16 protein-coding genes are annotated in these 16,399 nt (G+C 40.7%); 1 reads left to right on the top strand and 15 read right to left on the bottom strand.

Going from position 1 to position 16,399, the window contains the following annotated elements; all coding sequences use genetic code 11:
- Positions 1–11: 11 nt before the first annotated feature.
- The 11 genes from ytxC to polA all read right to left on the bottom strand — a co-directional run bounded on the left by ytxC (position 12) and on the right by polA (position 10,986).
- Positions 12–857, bottom strand: coding sequence for a sporulation protein YtxC (gene ytxC / locus BLV00_RS07945; RefSeq protein WP_093044216.1), 846 nt, complete (start codon positions 855–857; stop codon positions 12–14).
- 114 nt (positions 858–971) lie between these two features.
- Positions 972–1,904 carry a primosomal protein DnaI gene (gene dnaI, locus BLV00_RS07940; protein WP_093044214.1) on the bottom strand — a complete coding sequence of 311 codons (933 nt, stop codon included), beginning with the start codon at positions 1,902–1,904 and terminating at the stop codon, positions 972–974.
- Between the two features lie 20 nt (positions 1,905–1,924).
- Complete coding sequence (locus BLV00_RS07935; RefSeq protein ID WP_093044212.1) at positions 1,925–3,295, bottom strand: replication initiation and membrane attachment family protein; 1,371 nt, start codon at positions 3,293–3,295, stop codon at positions 1,925–1,927.
- A gap of 60 nt (positions 3,296–3,355) precedes the next feature.
- Positions 3,356–3,814: a transcriptional regulator NrdR gene (gene nrdR, locus BLV00_RS07930; protein WP_093044210.1), complete on the bottom strand. Its 459-nt coding sequence runs from the start codon at positions 3,812–3,814 to the stop codon at positions 3,356–3,358.
- Positions 3,815–3,852: 38 nt separating this feature from the next.
- Positions 3,853–4,251 carry a cytosolic protein gene (locus tag BLV00_RS07925; RefSeq protein ID WP_093044208.1) on the bottom strand — a complete coding sequence of 133 codons (399 nt, stop codon included), beginning with the start codon at positions 4,249–4,251 and terminating at the stop codon, positions 3,853–3,855.
- Positions 4,252–4,413: 162 nt separating this feature from the next.
- Positions 4,414–4,791 (bottom strand): adenosylmethionine decarboxylase, encoded by a 378-nt coding sequence (gene speD, locus BLV00_RS07920; protein WP_028783421.1) that lies wholly within the window; start codon positions 4,789–4,791, stop codon positions 4,414–4,416.
- A 244-nt stretch (positions 4,792–5,035) separates the two neighbouring features.
- Positions 5,036–6,070 carry a glyceraldehyde-3-phosphate dehydrogenase gene (locus BLV00_RS07915; RefSeq protein WP_093044206.1) on the bottom strand — a complete coding sequence of 345 codons (1,035 nt, stop codon included), beginning with the start codon at positions 6,068–6,070 and terminating at the stop codon, positions 5,036–5,038.
- Positions 6,071–6,221: 151 nt separating this feature from the next.
- Positions 6,222–6,824, bottom strand: a complete 603-nt coding sequence (gene coaE, locus BLV00_RS07910; protein WP_093044204.1) for a dephospho-CoA kinase — start codon at positions 6,822–6,824, stop codon at positions 6,222–6,224.
- 11 nt (positions 6,825–6,835) lie between these two features.
- On the bottom strand, positions 6,836–7,447 hold the full coding sequence (ytaF, locus tag BLV00_RS07905) for a sporulation membrane protein YtaF (protein ID WP_093044202.1): 612 nt from the start codon (positions 7,445–7,447) through the stop codon (positions 6,836–6,838).
- Between the two features lie 60 nt (positions 7,448–7,507).
- Complete coding sequence (mutM, locus tag BLV00_RS07900) at positions 7,508–8,332, bottom strand: DNA-formamidopyrimidine glycosylase (protein ID WP_093044200.1); 825 nt, start codon at positions 8,330–8,332, stop codon at positions 7,508–7,510.
- A 17-nt stretch (positions 8,333–8,349) separates the two neighbouring features.
- Positions 8,350–10,986, bottom strand: coding sequence for a DNA polymerase I (polA, locus tag BLV00_RS07895; protein ID WP_093044198.1), 2,637 nt, complete (start codon positions 10,984–10,986; stop codon positions 8,350–8,352).
- Positions 10,987–11,158: 172 nt separating this feature from the next.
- On the opposite strand from polA, the gene BLV00_RS21660 reads away from it, so the two are divergent.
- On the top strand, positions 11,159–11,353 hold the full coding sequence (locus BLV00_RS21660; protein WP_143030697.1) for a hypothetical protein: 195 nt from the start codon (positions 11,159–11,161) through the stop codon (positions 11,351–11,353).
- 19 nt (positions 11,354–11,372) lie between these two features.
- Here the strand turns inward: BLV00_RS21660 and pnpS are convergent, their stop codons facing one another.
- The 4 genes from pnpS to mdh all read right to left on the bottom strand — a co-directional run bounded on the left by pnpS (position 11,373) and on the right by mdh (position 16,388).
- Positions 11,373–13,124 (bottom strand): two-component system histidine kinase PnpS, encoded by a 1,752-nt coding sequence (gene pnpS / locus BLV00_RS07890; protein ID WP_093044196.1) that lies wholly within the window; start codon positions 13,122–13,124, stop codon positions 11,373–11,375.
- Complete coding sequence (locus BLV00_RS07885; protein ID WP_093044194.1) at positions 13,125–13,820, bottom strand: response regulator transcription factor; 696 nt, start codon at positions 13,818–13,820, stop codon at positions 13,125–13,127.
- 1,064 nt (positions 13,821–14,884) lie between these two features.
- Positions 14,885–15,361 (bottom strand): MaoC/PaaZ C-terminal domain-containing protein, encoded by a 477-nt coding sequence (locus tag BLV00_RS07880; protein ID WP_093044192.1) that lies wholly within the window; start codon positions 15,359–15,361, stop codon positions 14,885–14,887.
- 88 nt (positions 15,362–15,449) lie between these two features.
- The gene (gene mdh, locus BLV00_RS07875; protein ID WP_093044190.1) at positions 15,450–16,388 is read right to left on the bottom strand and encodes a malate dehydrogenase; all 939 of its coding nucleotides are present in this window, start codon (positions 16,386–16,388) and stop codon (positions 15,450–15,452) included.
- Positions 16,389–16,399 lie beyond the last annotated feature (11 nt).

Here is a 16,399-nt window from a genome sequence, read left to right as displayed (position 1 = left end):
CAAGCCCATTTTCAATGAACATGAGACGGATGATCGAATGGAAACGCATGAACAGGTTTACAAATCACTCTTTCTTGAAAGATATTTATGATCGTTTGAATCTTCGGTTCAGCTGGATCCCCATATACAAATATTCTTTTCGGCGCGTATACCAGGGCTGCCGTGATACTATGATCGTCGACTTCCCCCGAAAATATACGTAGTGGTTCTTTTTTTAATAATGATTTTATTTCCATTTTCGACAGCAGCTTGCCATCTTCTAAATAATAATGAAGTTGGCTGCGTTGCAGTAAATAGAGCTCTTCCACTTTGGATGGTTTATCTTGCATGTAGTGCCGCAGAGATTCCACCCATAGCAAGTAATCTTCCTCCCGTTTGAATTCATCAAGTGCTGCACCGATATAGCTAAGTAATAGCGTGCGTACATGCTGGAAGCAAAAAGGCATCATTTCATTAAAATTAACCACACTTTTAAATTGAATTCTTTTTCGAATGAAAACTTGTATACTATCTTCAAGTGAAGGCAGTCTGACGCCCAGTTTTTTTCTCTGTTCTGTATTATTCAGCCAATCACAAATTTCCCTTATCCTATGAATTTCTTCATCGTCCTGATAATAGAATTTTTGACGGATCAGCTTATTTTGCCATAATGGGAGGCGATATTTGAAAACTAATGCTGAGAGGATATTGACCAGAATATCTTTCTCGCCCTCCCCCCACTCTTCTCCGATGAGAGAGACCTGGTTACCACCCTGGTCATCACCTTCCCACTGGACCTGGAACTTCGCCCCCTCCTGCATGATGGCATCACAAAAAGTAATCGTCTCTTGCCTCGAAATAAAAAAGAAACGTATCATATTGGCCCCGTTCCCCCTAACAACAATCAATCTATTCTATCTATATGGACAAGGGGATGAAAAAATGCCCACACAGTTCGATAACTGCATGGGCATTTTTTAAAATATATCCTATTAACTTCTACGGTTCTCGCCATATAAGGGTATGACTTCGCTGACTTGCTTAATCCGTTCAATGATCCTGGATGCCTTAACGCTTTCCACATCTCCCCGGTTTGTTGTGGTAAACACCTCTTGCAGTTCTTTTAAATTATAATTGGAGCTGAAAAAGACTGGAAGACGCTCCATCATTCTGTATTGGAGTATGGAGCCGAGTATTTCATCACGGAACCAGGCAGACTGTGACTCCGCACCAATATCATCAAGCATTAAAACTGGCACGGTCTTAAATGCCTGGATTTTCTCATTCAATGTATCATCCTTTATCGATGATTTCATTTCCCTGACAAATTCAGGCATATAAATGATCATCGAAGGTATGTTCTTTTCACTCAGCCTATTGGCAACAGCACCTAGAAAATACGTCTTCCCTACACCGAATGGGCCGTGAAAATAAAGGCCTTTTTGCGGTAGTTCCTCTTGAATATCTTCTAAATATCCAATCATTTTTGCTATAGCATCCGACCGATCGTCATCGGACAAATCGATGCGTTCCAGGTTTGCCTCTAAAATTTCTTTAGGCATATAGAGGCTCTTCACAAGCGACTGCTGTTTTTCCTGATGCTCCTGCCGCAATTTTCGAGGACATTTATCATAAGAAAGGTGCAATTGCTGTCCTTCTACATCAAGATTCGGTGTATATCCAGAAAGAATATTGATACACCCCTCTAACGAAGGACATTTTTCACATTTTTTTGATTGACTATGATATTCATAAAGCTTCATCAGTTGTTTTTCTAACGATTGTTCATCCAATTCAGGATGTTTGCGTAAGAGTCTGGAGACCTCCGCGGAGGATAACAACTCTTGTTTTATCTTGGTAAAATGCCCTTTAAAATTTTTATTTTCACGCATCCATTTCTTTAAAGAGGATTGGATCGGTTCCATCTTCCATCACACCCTGTTTATCAATTTCCGTTATTGGTAATCCGCTTAATACGGGCTGCAATTTCTTCTTTATCAACTTTTTGAGAACCCTTTTTTACTTCTTTCTGTTCTGTATCATTTTCCCGCTCTTTGAACCAATCCGGAATAATTTCTTTCGATTGTTTTTTACCTCGTCCTTTATTATTTTTACCCCATTGCTGATATTTTTGGTGTTCTGCTTTAGCCATTGTCATTGCCTGGCGCACCGTAGTGACATTCTTTCTCGCCCAATGGCTGGCGATCTTCTCCAAATAAGCTTTGGAGAGTTTCATATCCGTTTTCAATAATACGTAGTGGACGAGGACGTTCATTACCCCAGGTGATAATCCCTGTTCTGTCATAACATCGCGAATCAATTTCAAATCCTGGGCAGAAGCTTCATTACCTGAAGATAAGTCCTCGAGCAATTCCCTGGGAGACTTTCTTTCCAGCATAGCGATAAACTGATCTTCCTTTGTAGCATTCCCATCTACCTTTGGATCTTCGATGACTTTTTCCTTTTTTTCTATGGTTTTAAGAGAGGTTACTACGCCTTTTTTTGGCGAAAGGTCATGACAAGCTTCTTTCAATTCCTCCACGATCAATTGATTCTCTTCATTCAAAGCCCAGCCAATAGCTTTTTCCAGCTCCTGGGAAGAAAGGTCGTATAAAGAAGCAAGCTGCATCATAATCCGTTTATGGCGTACAGTCAATATCTTCTCAGCGGGATACATCTTTTCTTTGAGTGACTGGTATATCCAGGTAAAATCAATCCGGTCATTTTCAAGGTATGGGCCAGAAGCTGTTTGCAGCTTTACAATATTAGTTTCTTTTTCTGGCATTCTTGCAGTGAAAGCTGGACCGGATTTCTGGTAGCCATGAAAAATTTCATCGAACGATGCAGTAACATTTTCACATTGTTCCAAAGGATATTTCTCTTTAAGGAAACGATCACGTAAGCGACTATATTTGTCAGCTCCCAATTCGTGGTTCAGCAATAAGGACAACATGTCATCATAAAAAAATTGTTCTGGTGAAAATGGAGGCTGCAATTCATAAATATAGCAGGTACGTGCTTCCTCTTCTGTGGAAAACGTCTGCATAAGACCGATTGCTTCCAACTTTCTGCGTGCTTTATAGATATGATCCAAAGGGAGTGCCAAATAATTCATCAGTGTGTGGTGCGAATGGATTTCAGGCTTTGAGGATAAATCATGCTCACTCAACAATGTTTGGTAAAGCGTAATTGCTTGCATACCTATGATGGGTTGATATAAATGAGATAAAGACATGCCAAAATCTCTCGGAACCACGCCATTCAACTGCACACTATATCCATCTACAGGCAATATCTTACCGATTGATTGATTCATCTCTCCACCCCCGTTTTTCCGTACTTAGAAGAAAAAAGAGCCCGGTTGTATCTCCGGACATCAATCCTCACGTTTAATTAAATCTTTCAACTCATCTAAAAAAACATTTATATCTTTGAACTGACGATACACCGATGCGAAACGGACATAAGCAACATCATCTACCTTAGAGAGTCGCTCCATCACCATTTCCCCAATATCCTCACTCAACACTTCAGCGTTACCCTGATTTCTTAATTCTTTTTCTACTTCCAAGGCAATTTTCTCGATTTCTTCTAATGCGACAGGCCTTTTTTCACAAGCTTTAATCAACCCGCGCATCAGTTTCTCACGACTGAATTCTTCCCTTGCCCCCTCTTTTTTAACAACTATCAACGGGACCTCTTCAATCCGTTCAAAGGTAGTAAAACGAAAGCCACATTGTTCACATTCCCTGCGTCTGCGAATCGCTCTTCCTTCCTCTATCGGACGTGAATCCAGTACTTTTGTATTCTTGAATTGACAATTTGGGCATCTCAATTACTATCATCTCCACCGCTATACAACAAGCATTTATTCTATTGATTCAATTTATTAGCCATCGAAGATTCAATATAAGTCAAACGTTTTTTCAACTTTTCATTTAATTGGATAATCAGATTACGGCTAAAGCCGAAGTCTACCGGACCGCCTGATTCCGTGGTCACAGAAAAGTCCACCGCTGTACGGAACGGTTTTACCATTACGATACTAGCTACGATAAATGCTTTCTTTTTGTCTGTATAATTAACACTTATCTCCCCATGCTCTTTTGAAGTAGAAAGGATTGTGAATGTTTCACTATCGAAAATTTCCTCCACAGCTTGCAAGGCTTTATCTTTAGTAGTCTTAAAATAGTGTGTCTGTAATGCTTCATCCTCGTGATGTTCTCTTGTCTCCGAATGGCTGGTGAAATATTTCGAAACAAACTTTTTCATGGTAATCTCCTTCTCTATTGACCTTTCCCGAACGTATACTTATTTCATTTTAACATGTTTTTTGGTCGAGCATAAACGGCGACAGCAAAAAATGTCGGATATTAAGTAGTAAACCATATAAAAAAGCCACCGGACACGTAGGTCTGTGGCTTTCCCATTTTATTACAAAGCTTTGGATTGTTTGACTTCAACTGGACCCATTCCTCTGGGTACTTCAACGCTCTCGTTTGTTTGGGCTTCTAATGCTTCGACAATATAATCGGCTGCTACATTAGGGTCAATACGATCCCCACAGGTATAAACATCAATACTAGCATAGCCATGTTCAGGAAAGCTGTGTATCGTCAAGTGTGATTCTGATATAATCACTACCCCGCTTACTCCATGGGGTGCGAATTTGTGAAAAGCTACCTCTCTCACTTCAGCTCCAGCCCTTAGTGCAGCATCTACAAATACTTTTTCAATATAGTTAATATCGTTCAATTTATCCATATTGCAGTTCCATAATTCTGCAATAACATGTCTTCCCATTGTATCCATAATATGAAATCCCCCTTTTAACGGTTAAAAATCGACTTCCAAATACTTCGGAAATAACTACCACGGGGGAAAGTTAGTCCAGAGAGGTCCTAACCCTTTGAGTAGCCATCTGATTACTAGAATTCAGAAGTTCAAAAAAATTATATACGGTTTGCCCCTATTTTGCAAGATAATTATTTAAAGGCAGGAGACAAACCAATTGTTGATTCATATTATAAATGACTTGCGGAGGATTTGGCTAATTTTATGATACCCTTGCTTCTTTCTTTTGAAGCAATTTGCTTCCGACATGCTTAGCAAGATCGACAACACGGCAGGAATAACCCCATTCATTATCGTACCAGGCCAGCACTTTGACTTTTCTGTCACCCATCACTATTGTAGACAAACCGTCGATAATAGAGGAGTATTCAGATGTCGTATAATCAATGGAAACCAGTGGTTCATCACTGTAATGCAATATGCCCTTCAAATCACGATCAGCTGCATTCTTGAACGTTTCATTGATCAATTCAGCAGTTACATCTTGTTCTAAATCGACTACCAAATCGACAAGTGAAACATTTGGTGTTGGTACACGTAAAGCCATCCCATGCAATTTTCCATTCATATGGGGAATCACTTCTCCAAGCGCCTTGGCAGCCCCAGTTGAGGTAGGGATGATCGATTGCGTACACCCACGGGCTCTACGCAAATCTTTATGTGGGTTATCGACATTTTTCTGATCGCCGGTAAATGCATGGACGGTTGTCATCAATCCATTTTCAATACCAAATTCATCATCGAGCACTTTCACTACTGGAGCAAGGCAGTTTGTTGTACAGGATGCATTAGAGATGACATCATGTTCGGCGGCATTATATTCTTCATCATTTACCCCCATGACAATCGTAGCATCTACATGCTTGCCTGGTGCAGTAATAATTACTTTTTTAGCACCAGCTTCCAAGTGCAGTCCTGCGTCTTCTTTTGTTTTGAATTTTCCTGTAGCTTCAATCACTACATCTATGTCAAGTTCATTCCACGGCAATTCACGAGGATCGCGTGTAGAGCAAAGTTTGATTTCTTTCCCATCTATTTCCAAGCTATCTTGAAGCGCTTTCACTTCTTTCCCAAAGCGCCCATGTACACTATCATATTTGATCATGTGAGCAAGTGTATCTGAAGGATAGCTCGCATTGATGGCAACGACATCTAAAGTTTCATCCATCACTGCTCTGCGGAGTACCATCCTTCCAATTCTGCCTAGACCATTAATAGCGATGCGCGTTTGTTTCATAATAAGAGCCTCCCATATATATGATATACTTTTAATTACGATTAATCACAAATAGTATAACACATTGTAAGCAATTGTGGTCAATAAAGTTCGTGTTTTCATTAAAAAACGACGCTTTAATAGCGTCGTTCCCTAAAATTCTACTATATATTCATGAAATTACATTCCATTTTCTCAGGATGGCATTAAGCTGCTGATAGGATTCATGTTTTGTTCCATTATTGTCGATGACCTCATCAGCCATTTCCGCTTTCTGCTTGACAGGCAACTGGGCATTTATTCGTTGAATAGCTTCTTCTTGCTTAGATCCGTCTCTTTTCATCAGTCGTTCCAACTGGACATTCTCGTCTGCATACACCACTAACGTCTTATCTACCAAATGAGTCAGTTCACTCTCAAATAGCAAAGGTATATCCATTACTACAGCCGGCACTTCCTGGTTACAAAAATGATCCCTGCGTTCGATCATTCGCTTACGCACCGCAGGATGGACAATATTGTTCAATCGTTTCCTTTTTTCTTCCTCTTTAAAAACGATGGATCCTAATTTTTTGCGATCGATTGACCCATCTTCCCGCAAGATGGATTCACCGAATTCCGTGACAATTTCATGATAGGCTTTTTCTCCAGGAATGACGACTTCCCTGGATATCTTATCCGCATCGATTACTGGTATATCGTAGTCATCAAACATTAATGAAACGGTACTTTTTCCACTGGCTATACTTCCTGTAAGTCCAATTACTAGTGTCACCGAATTCCTCCTTATACTAACTTCGACATCCCTAAGAGTATTAACATGACCCCTGGTACAACAACAGCTTTATCCACCCATTTACTCCCGCTGAAACGATTGCCGATTTTAAGACCGGCATAAAGCAAGAAACTCGTCATAAAACCGATGGATAAAGCGGTGGCTATAGCGGGAAGGTCCATGAAAGCAGCACTGATTCCTGCTCCTAACGTGTCTAATGACAACGCCAAAGCCAACAGTACTGCCTCCCATCCCTTGATTGAACCTGAATTGTCCATATCTGCCAATACCGGATCCTTCAATATATCTGCCGGGGCGGACCAGGTGGACATACTATCTTCTTCTGAAGATTTTGAAGGCATGATCAATTGAATTAAGAACCATGCCCCAAGTCCGATCAAAATAAAAGCACCTAAGTTTGCCGCTAAATGTTCTGGCAGAAGACGACCCAATAAATTCCCAGCCGTAATAGCTCCATAAAAAATCATAGATGATAAAGCGGCAATCAGTGCTAATGGCAGCAAGGATAAGCGAATCTGCTTCAGCCCGTAAACCACTCCTAGTCCCAGGCTATCCATACTGACAGCCATCACAAGTAAAAATAAGGTAGTGTAGACTCCCATGGTACGATCTCCTTCGCTATCTGGATATGAGATAGTATATGGGAATCTCTTCTGAGTGTGTTACTGCTGGCAGTTTCTGCAATAATGAGTACCCCTGTTGCTTACCTTTATTTTTTCAATCGGTGTCCCACAATATTTACATGGCTCCTCTTCTTTACCATATACGAACAAACGTTGCTGGAACATTCCAATTTGACCCTGACTGTTTACATAGGAACGGATAGTAGTGCCCCCCTGTTGGATCGCCTCCTCAATTGTTTCGATGGCTGCTTGCCTGACCTTTTCTACTTGCTTCCGGCTAAGCAGATTGGCTTTACGTTCCGGGTGGACACCTGCTCTGAATAATGTTTCATCAACATAAATATTTCCCAGACCTGCAACAATACTTTGATCTAACAATACTGCCTTTATGGTACGCTGCGTTTTTTGTAATCGATTATAAAAATAGTCAGCGGTAAATGAATCATCAAACGGATCCGGCCCTAACAAAGAGAGCGGTTTCTGGTTGATTTCTTTCCCCTTTTTAAAAATATGCATGGTACCGAATTTCCGCACATCGTTATAACGCAGCTCGGTACCATCATCTAATTGAAAAATCACATGCGTATGCTTTTTCATTGGTTCTGCAGCAGGGTAAACGCCGTATTTCCCTTCCATTCGCAGATGGGAGACCATAGAAATATCGTCAAATTCAAGAATTAAAAATTTTCCCTTTCGATTAATCTCCTGTACAGTTTGTCCGATCAGTTCCTGTCTGAACGCCTCTGGTTCTAATGGCAGTTTGATGATATTATCCCATAACACAGTGACATCCGTTATCTTTTTATTCAAAACCAATTGGCGTAATGTTTGTCGTACTGTTTCGACCTCTGGCAGTTCTGGCATTTGATTCTTCCCCTTTATTATTTTGCATCGTACCAGGTCGGCCCGTAGGAGGAATCGACCTTTAATGGTACATCAAGTTCTACAGTGTTCTCCATTACCTCAGCCACTATTTTCTGCAATTGCTTAATTTCATCTTCCGGAGCTTCCAATATCAATTCATCGTGCACCTGCAGTAATAAGTTGGCTTCTAATTTCTCTTCTTTCAATCTATGGTGCAAGTCAATCATTGCTTTTTTGATGACATCCGCCGCGCTTCCTTGAATCGGTGTATTCATTGCGGTTCGTTCTGCTGCATTTCTTCGATTGAAATTCCGGCTGGCCAAGTCTGGTAAGAACCTTTTTCTGTGCATGAATGTGGTGACATAGCCAGTCTGTTTGGCTTCACGCACCGTTTCTTCCATATATGTTTTAACACCTGGATAACTTTCTAAATACCGGTCAATAAACGCTCTTGCTTCTTTCCTCGTAATTCCCAGACTTTGGGACAAACCGAATTCACTGATCCCATAGACAATGCCAAAATTGACGGCCTTTGCCTGTCTTCTCATTTCACTTGTCACTTCATCAGCTTTAACTTCGAATACTTCCATTGCTGTCTGGGTATGAATATCCCTGTCTTCTTTAAAAGCCGCAATCAACTTCTCATCTTTCGCAATATGAGCTAATACCCGAAGCTCAATTTGCGAATAATCACTCGCGAACATAACCCAGCCTGGTTTAGAGGGTATGAAGGCCTGGCGTATTTTGCGCCCTTCTTCTAAACGGATAGGTATATTCTGGAGGTTAGGATCGGTAGAACTCAACCTGCCCGTTTGGGTCAAAGCCTGGTTAAAACGAGTATGGATTTTTTGCGTATCCTTATCCACTACTTTGAGAAGTCCTTCGATATAGGTCGATTGCAACTTTCCCAGTTGACGATAAGCAAGCAGCTTAGGGATGATTTCATGTTTTTCCTGTAATTGTTCCAGGACATCTGCGGAAGTGGAATAACCTGTTTTGGTTTTCTTGATGACAGGTAGTCCCAGCTTTTCAAACAAAATCGGGCCGAGTTGTTTAGGTGAATTCAGATTGAACTTTTCACCTGCCAGCTCGTAGACCTGATCTTCAATTTCCTTAAGGCGCCCCTGAAGCTCTTCTCCCATTTGCTTCAAGCGGTCCACATCAACCTGGACTCCAAGATGTTCCATTTTCCCTAAAATCAATGCTAACGGCATTTCTAATTCTTTATACAGCTCCAGCTGAGTGTTTTGTTTTAACTGTTCTTCTACTATATCTTTCAATTTATATAGGAGGTAAGCTTTTCTGGCCATATGCTCTGCCAGCGCCTCATCATCAGGGCGCTTGATTTTGGCCCCTCTTCCGTAGACTTCTTCGTCATATTGTACTGATGTTTCTCCCATTCTATGGGCAATGGAAGGAATATCATGGTTGTTTTCCGATGGGTTGATTAAATAGGAAGCCAGCAAGAGGTCAAAATCAACCCCCTTTAATTCCACACCTTTTCGCAATAATGCTACCACTGTTTTCTTGGCATCAAATACCCACTTTTTCTTTTGTTCATTCTTTGCCCACTCGCAAAAAACTTTAGAATCAGCAGCTATTTCAACTGGTATGAAATACTTCTTGTCTTTATTAACTACTGTAATTCCTTCGATATCAGCATGATGGTAATTTTCATGAAGCATTTCTACAAAAACTGATTCCGTGCCTGTAAACATATCGGGTGTTATATCTGTAACATGCTCCACGTTTATCTCGGGTAACTCTTCAGCTGCGTCTTCCGCATCCTGATCAGAACCAGACACTCTTCCAAGCAAAGATTGGAAACCAAGATCTTTAAAAGCATTGCTCACATCGCGATTGCTGTAACCCTCATAATTCAGATCTTCAAGTCTGATGGTTACTGGCGAATCTCTCTTAATCGTGACTAACTGTTTACTCATGAAAGCATCGTCTTTATGTGTTTCAAGTTTTTCCTTTAGCTTGCCCTTAACATCATTGATATTTTCGTAAAGACTCTCTAAGGTATCGTATTGTTTCAGTAATTTCACTGCAGTTTTTTCTCCAACACCAGGCACACCGGGGATGTTATCGGAACTATCTCCCATTAATGCTTTTAGATCAATGATCTGATCCGGCCGTATTCCCATCTTTTCCTTCATGAAAGATGGGGTGTATTTTTCTACATTGGTAATACCCTTTTTCGTCAAGGTCACATCCGTATGTTCAGAGACCAGCTGGAGAAGATCTTTATCTCCTGAAATCACATTGGTCTCCCACCCTTGTTTTTCCGCTGAACCGCTTAATGTACCGATGATGTCATCTGCTTCATATTTTTCAAGTTGGTAGTGAGGGATCTGGAAGGCGTCCAGCAGTTCTTTCAAGACAGGGAACTGCTCAGAAAGTTCAGGAGGTGTTTTTTGCCGCCCTCCCTTATATTCTTCATATGTTTTATGACGAAATGTAGTCTTGCCTGCATCGAAAGCCACCAAAATATGGTTCGGCTTATCTTCTTCTAATATGCGGAGCAGCATAGTGGTGAAGCCATAAACCGCGTTTGTATAAACCCCTTTATCATTGTTCAACAAAGGCAAAGCAAAAAACGCCCGATAGGCGATACTATTTCCATCAATCAGTACTAGCTTGTCTGCCATAATTCCACTCCTTCAAAAGTTATTCTTTTTCAAGTCCCAGCTTTTGATATGTTAGTTAGTATGTCTGATTTTCTAAGTAAAAAGCTTGTTCACTTAAGATTGATATGGTTTTAAAAAAGTATTCTCCATTCTCAATGCCTTACAAATAATGAACTGCCTTCTCTATTCTACCATGTTTGAAACAGAGAAGAAAAAAGACGCTTTTATGACAAGTATTTTCCATAATCGTATGTGGATATTTAGTTATCGTTTTGACCAGCTTACTCAAGCATTAATAAAAGAAAAAAACGGCAGCTATTACAGCTGCCGTAAAAAGAGAAACACCCTGGATGAAGGGGTCAGTATTTATCATATCAATGGTATATAAAGGAAAAATTAAGCGATTGTTAATTTTGTGTTAAGTCTTTAGGTAGTGTCACGTGAAAAGTAGTCCCTTGACCAGCTTCACTTTCTACTTCCAGCGAACCATGGTGAGCTTCTACAATATGCTTTGCGATTGCCAGTCCCAATCCGGTCCCACCGGAATTACGACTTCGTGCTTTATCCACTCGATAAAACCTTTCAAAAATTCGAGGTATTTCCTCTTCAGGAATACCAATCCCTGTATCTGCTATAGACACGTTTACATAGTCTTCCTCGTTAGAAAGCGAAACATTGACTTCGCCTCCCTCGGAGCTGTAATTTACCGCATTTGTCAACAAATTGAGAAAAAGCTGTTTCAACCTGGCAGAATCCCCCCGAATGAATGTTGTTTCAGAGATATCGCTGAGAATACGAATGTTTTTCTTCTCAGCATTTTGGTCAATGATAATAATTAAATCCTGCATCAGCTGCTTCAAATTCACATTTTCAAAATTCAACTCAAAATCTGCTTTCTCTAATTTAGACAACTCCAATAAATCTTTAATAAGAGATTGCAAACGTGTACTTTCTTTATGAATGATCGTCAGAAACTGCTCAGCTAAAGCCGGGTCGTTCATAGCTCCATCAAGCAAGGTCTCCGAAAATCCCCGAATAGAAGTAATGGGGGTTTTGAGTTCATGGGAAACATTAGCAACAAAGTCTTTTCGCATCTGTTCCAGCCGTTTTAGATCTGTAATATCGTGAAAAACCAGTACTACACCTTTCCATTTTCCCCCTTCATTAAAAATGGGCGCTCCGGTTATTTCGATGTGCTTACGCTCAATGTTGATTGGTAGTACAAAGTTTTCTCTTACAGTTTCCTCCAGCATAAATACAGATTTAATCGCTCCATGAATGGAAGTGTAAGGGATGGCATCATAATAAAGACGCCCTATATAATCCTTAGAATTTCCTGTGAAACTTTGCAAAAAGGCACGATTGACTAAATGGATATAACCTTTCTCATCAATCATTAACAGGCCGCTCCCCATATTATTGATAACTGCTTCCAATCGATTATCCTGCATATCTTGTTCTGTAGTCATCTCTTGCAGGTTGCGGGCAAGTATATTGATCGATTGACTTAATTTTCGAGCTTCTCCAAAATAACCTTCATATGTCCTGGCTTTATAGTTACCTTCAGCCAATTCAGAAGCCACGTCTGCGGCAGAGCGGATTGGCTTTACGTACTTTTCAAATATTTTATATCCGATAATCAGGACAATTATTAACCCAAGGAGCACAGTGAACAATATTAACAGCCATATATTTTTTGTCACGTTTTCCAGAGAGTCCACAGGTGTAGTTACAACTAACTTTCCGGTTATCCCATCTGTTTCAATAGGAACCGGAAAATAATAATCATTCCTGACGAATTGTCCTTCAGCCCCGTCGTGGTTGATCGCTGATGCTGTAGCAGCCATCTTTTCCTCATCAACTTGGTCCGAATGGATTACACCAGCGGTATTTATTAAAACTTCATCATTCGCGTTAAAAAAAATAAATGCAGTATTCATTTCTCTACTGAACTGTTCCAAAGCTCCCCTATTCAGATCACCATTATTGATATGCTCTTCAAAAACCCTTGAATAATAAACACTTTCATCCTCTATGCGTTCCTCGAATAAACTGACAAAATAACCATGTGTAAGCTGAGCCAGTATAATCCCAAGCCCTAACATGATAATCAAAACAAGGATGGTATAAGTAACAAGGGGACGAGAGTAAACCCTCATTTATTTCGGCTCCTCCATCTTATATCCCAAACCACGGATAGTTTTGATATAAACAGGTTTTTTCGTATCCGGTTCAATTTTTTCTCTTAAATGGCTGACATGCACATCAACAATACGGGTATCTCCAACAAAGTCATAATTCCAAACCGCACTTAATAACTGATCACGAGCTAGTACCTTCCCTTTATGCTGGGCAAGATACAATAATAATTCAAACTCTTTAGGTGTAAAAGTTAATTGTTCGTTCTTGATAGATGCTTCATATTGCTGTGGATAGATGGTCAAATCAGCGATTTGGATGGATTCGAAATTATCTTCCTTCATTACCCGATTTGATCTTCGTAATATAGCCTTTATCCTGGCAACTACTTCTCTAGGACTGAAAGGTTTCGTCAAATAGTCATCTGCACCTAATTCCAATCCTAACACCTTATCGAATTCATCATCTTTTGCAGTCAGCATTAAGACAGGTGTATCCATCTGATTCACTCGTAGTTGTTTACATACCTCCATGCCATCCATTTCGGGAAGCATGACATCTAACACAATCAAATCGAAATCATCGGATTCAGCTTTATGTAAGGCTTCTGAACCTGTATAGGCAACTTCTGTCTTAAAACCGGCTTGTTCAATGTTGTATTTCAACAGGGTCACGATAGACTCTTCATCATCTACAATCAATATTTTTTCTGCCATTTTGATCACCTCACAAAGAAACTATCTTTATCATACAATTAACCCTCTTGTTTGAACACAGGAAGAAATTAAATTTACATAATCTTTAGGTTCTGGCAAACGTTTTTGTTGATTTTTATTAAGGGAATAATTCAATTATAGGGCCGTAAAGTAGAAGACTTGATTTCGAGATTGTTGGATTTTAGGGGATCCGGGAAACGATTCGTTTTCCGTGGGCGTGTGCTGAGTCTCCTCAGGCTTCGCCTTGCGGGGCCTTACCTATCACTCAGCTCCCACAGGACTTCGAATCTCACCTTGCCTTAACCCACGCACGAAGGAAATGCGTAGCATTTTCGAGGAGTCTCACCGTTTCCCTACGCCCCTAGTCATGGGAAGTTCTCGAAATCATCCTTATGGGTGGAATCGCCCTATGATGTTGAAAAAAGGCGTTGGCCTCTTTATATCCTTTATAAATGCGTCTAGATGAAAATTTTAGTTGTGCGTTCTCTTTTTGAAGGGTCCGTTTAGTACAAAAGCGGCTGGATGAGCAGGGAAACGGCGAGACTTCCGCGGGAGAAGGGGCTAGGCGAGATCCCGTGCGCAGCCCGAGAAAGCTTGCCAGCTCCCCCGCAGGAAAGAAATGAATGCGTAATCGCCTTGGGAGACACGACACGCATAAGCAGAATAGCAAAAGGGAAGGGCTCTTTCTTCCCGTTAATGGACTGCTTATGTCGCGAGTGTCTAGGCGATGAAGCTGGAAAGCGAGTTGTTTCCCAGACCTTCCCACTCCTCTCATGGTAACGGATCCCACTATCTCGAAACTTAGTCTTCATGTAAAGGGAGCTTAACTGTAAAATCAACAGTGAGTTTTAAAAGAACAAATAATTAAAAGATTTTCCTTTATAGTTAAAGGTTTTCCTTCTATTTGATTCCTATTCCAAACAAAGTGTCGTCACCCTTGAGCAAGCGAGCTGTTACTCCAATATAACCTATCCAATCCCAATGCCTTTTATAAAATACTGAATATAAGAGAAAAAAGGAAACCACGCCTGAACCAGGCTTGATTTCCTTTTCTGTTTCACCTATCAATAAAAGTTTTCTAATGATTTAGCATTCATGGACTCAGGTTCATAAGGAGGAGAAACCACCATTATCCCCTTAATCACTTCATCCCCTTCAGAGTCCTCAGCATGTATGGATATCGTTACTTTATGTTGGGCTATATCTTTTTCCACTACCTCTAAACGAAACGAGATGTCTGCATAATGGTAGACCGGCTTTGGAAAATCAAGCTCCTGGCGAAGAATATGACTGCCCGGTCCAGGTAGATGCATGGATATCATGGAAGAAACCATCCCCTGCAACATAACGGTTGGAACTACCGGCCGCTTGAATGGTGTTTGAGATGCATAATCATGTTGGATATAAAGAGGATTAGCATCATCAGACAAACCTAAATACATGAGAAGATCACGATCTTCAATTGTCTTCTCAGCTGTATAATAGTCACCAGTCTTCAGTTCATGGATTTTTTTCCCTAGCTTTCGTTTTTTCCCTATCATTCCATCGCCCCCTCTGATGTAAACGCTTTCTCGAATGTTGATAAAAGGGATTCGAGGTAAAACCCCGAATCCCCGTCAACCTTATCTTTTATTGTAATATATTCAGTACATTTTTAACAGAATCAGCTGACTTATCTAATTGAGCTTTTTCTTCTTCTGTCAAATCAAGTTCGATTATTTCTTCAATCCCATTTCCGCCGAGGATGGTTGGGACACCAAGATAAATACCCTCGTAGCCATACTCACCTTCTAAGTAAGCAATCGAAGGAATAACACGGCGCTGATCCTTCAGAATAGCCTCAGCCATTTGTACTAAAGATGCTGCTGGCGCATAATAAGCACTTCCGTTACCTAGGAGGTTGACGATTTCACCGCCGCCTTTTCTAGTACGTTCTACGATTGCATCGAGGCGATCTTTGGAGATCAGCTTCTCAAGTGGGATACCACCTGCAAAAGAGTAGCGGATTAATGGAACCATATCATCACCGTGACCGCCTAGCACAAAACCGGTAATGTCTTTGACAGACAAATTCAATTCTTGTGCTACGAAAGTACGGAAGCGTGCTGTATCAAGCACTCCGGATTGACCGATGACACGGTTTTTCGGGAATCCAGCTTCTTGAAATACAGAATAAGTCATCGCATCAACCGGGTTCGTCAGAACGACGATGAGGCAATCTGGTGAGTACTTGACGATTTCTTTTGTAACACTCTTCATGATCTTAGAGTTGGTACTTACAAGATCGTCACGGCTCATACCAGGCTTACGAGCAATCCCAGCAGTAATAATGACTAAATCAGATTCTTTAGTATCTTCATAGTTGGCTGTACCGATAATATTGGAGTCAAAACCCTGGACCGGGCTTGCTTCAAGCATGTCCAACGCTTTTCCCTTAGTTGGATCTTCCATATCAGGAATATCTACCAATACTACATCTCCAAGTTCCTTCTGAGCTAACATTAGTGCTGTCGTAGCTCCTGTAAAACCACCGCCAATAACTGAGATCTTTTTACGCTTGATTCCCATAAAAATCCCCT

The organism is Thalassobacillus cyri (genome assembly GCF_900107755.1).
GTDB classification, from domain to species: Bacteria; Bacillota; Bacilli; order Bacillales; family Halobacillaceae; genus Thalassobacillus; species Thalassobacillus cyri.
This window is presented reverse-complemented; position numbering and strand designations above follow the sequence as displayed.

Bases quoted from the DNA above. Each gene is read 5' to 3' on its own strand.
- BLV00_RS07935 (WP_093044212.1), bottom strand. From the start codon at position 3,295: ATGAATCAATCAATCGGTAAGATATTGCCTGTAGATGGATATAGTGTG.
- speD (WP_028783421.1), bottom strand. From the start codon at position 4,791: ATGGATACAATGGGAAGACATGTTATTGCAGAATTATGGAACTGCAAT.
- dnaI (WP_093044214.1), bottom strand. From the start codon at position 1,904: ATGGAACCGATCCAATCCTCTTTAAAGAAATGGATGCGTGAAAATAAA.
- ytaF (WP_093044202.1), bottom strand. From the start codon at position 7,447: ATGGGAGTCTACACTACCTTATTTTTACTTGTGATGGCTGTCAGTATG.
- mdh (WP_093044190.1), bottom strand. From the start codon at position 16,388: ATGGGAATCAAGCGTAAAAAGATCTCAGTTATTGGCGGTGGTTTTACA.
- mutM (WP_093044200.1), bottom strand. From the start codon at position 8,332: ATGCCAGAACTGCCAGAGGTCGAAACAGTACGACAAACATTACGCCAA.
- ytxC (WP_093044216.1), bottom strand. From the start codon at position 857: ATGATACGTTTCTTTTTTATTTCGAGGCAAGAGACGATTACTTTTTGT.
- BLV00_RS07915 (WP_093044206.1), bottom strand. From the start codon at position 6,070: ATGAAACAAACGCGCATCGCTATTAATGGTCTAGGCAGAATTGGAAGG.
- BLV00_RS07880 (WP_093044192.1), bottom strand. From the start codon at position 15,361: ATGATAGGGAAAAAACGAAAGCTAGGGAAAAAAATCCATGAACTGAAG.
- BLV00_RS21660 (WP_143030697.1), top strand. From the start codon at position 11,159: ATGTTTGAAACAGAGAAGAAAAAAGACGCTTTTATGACAAGTATTTTC.
- pnpS (WP_093044196.1), bottom strand. From the start codon at position 13,124: ATGAGGGTTTACTCTCGTCCCCTTGTTACTTATACCATCCTTGTTTTG.
- BLV00_RS07885 (WP_093044194.1), bottom strand. From the start codon at position 13,820: ATGGCAGAAAAAATATTGATTGTAGATGATGAAGAGTCTATCGTGACC.
- polA (WP_093044198.1), bottom strand. From the start codon at position 10,986: ATGGCAGACAAGCTAGTACTGATTGATGGAAATAGTATCGCCTATCGG.
- BLV00_RS07925 (WP_093044208.1), bottom strand. From the start codon at position 4,251: ATGAAAAAGTTTGTTTCGAAATATTTCACCAGCCATTCGGAGACAAGA.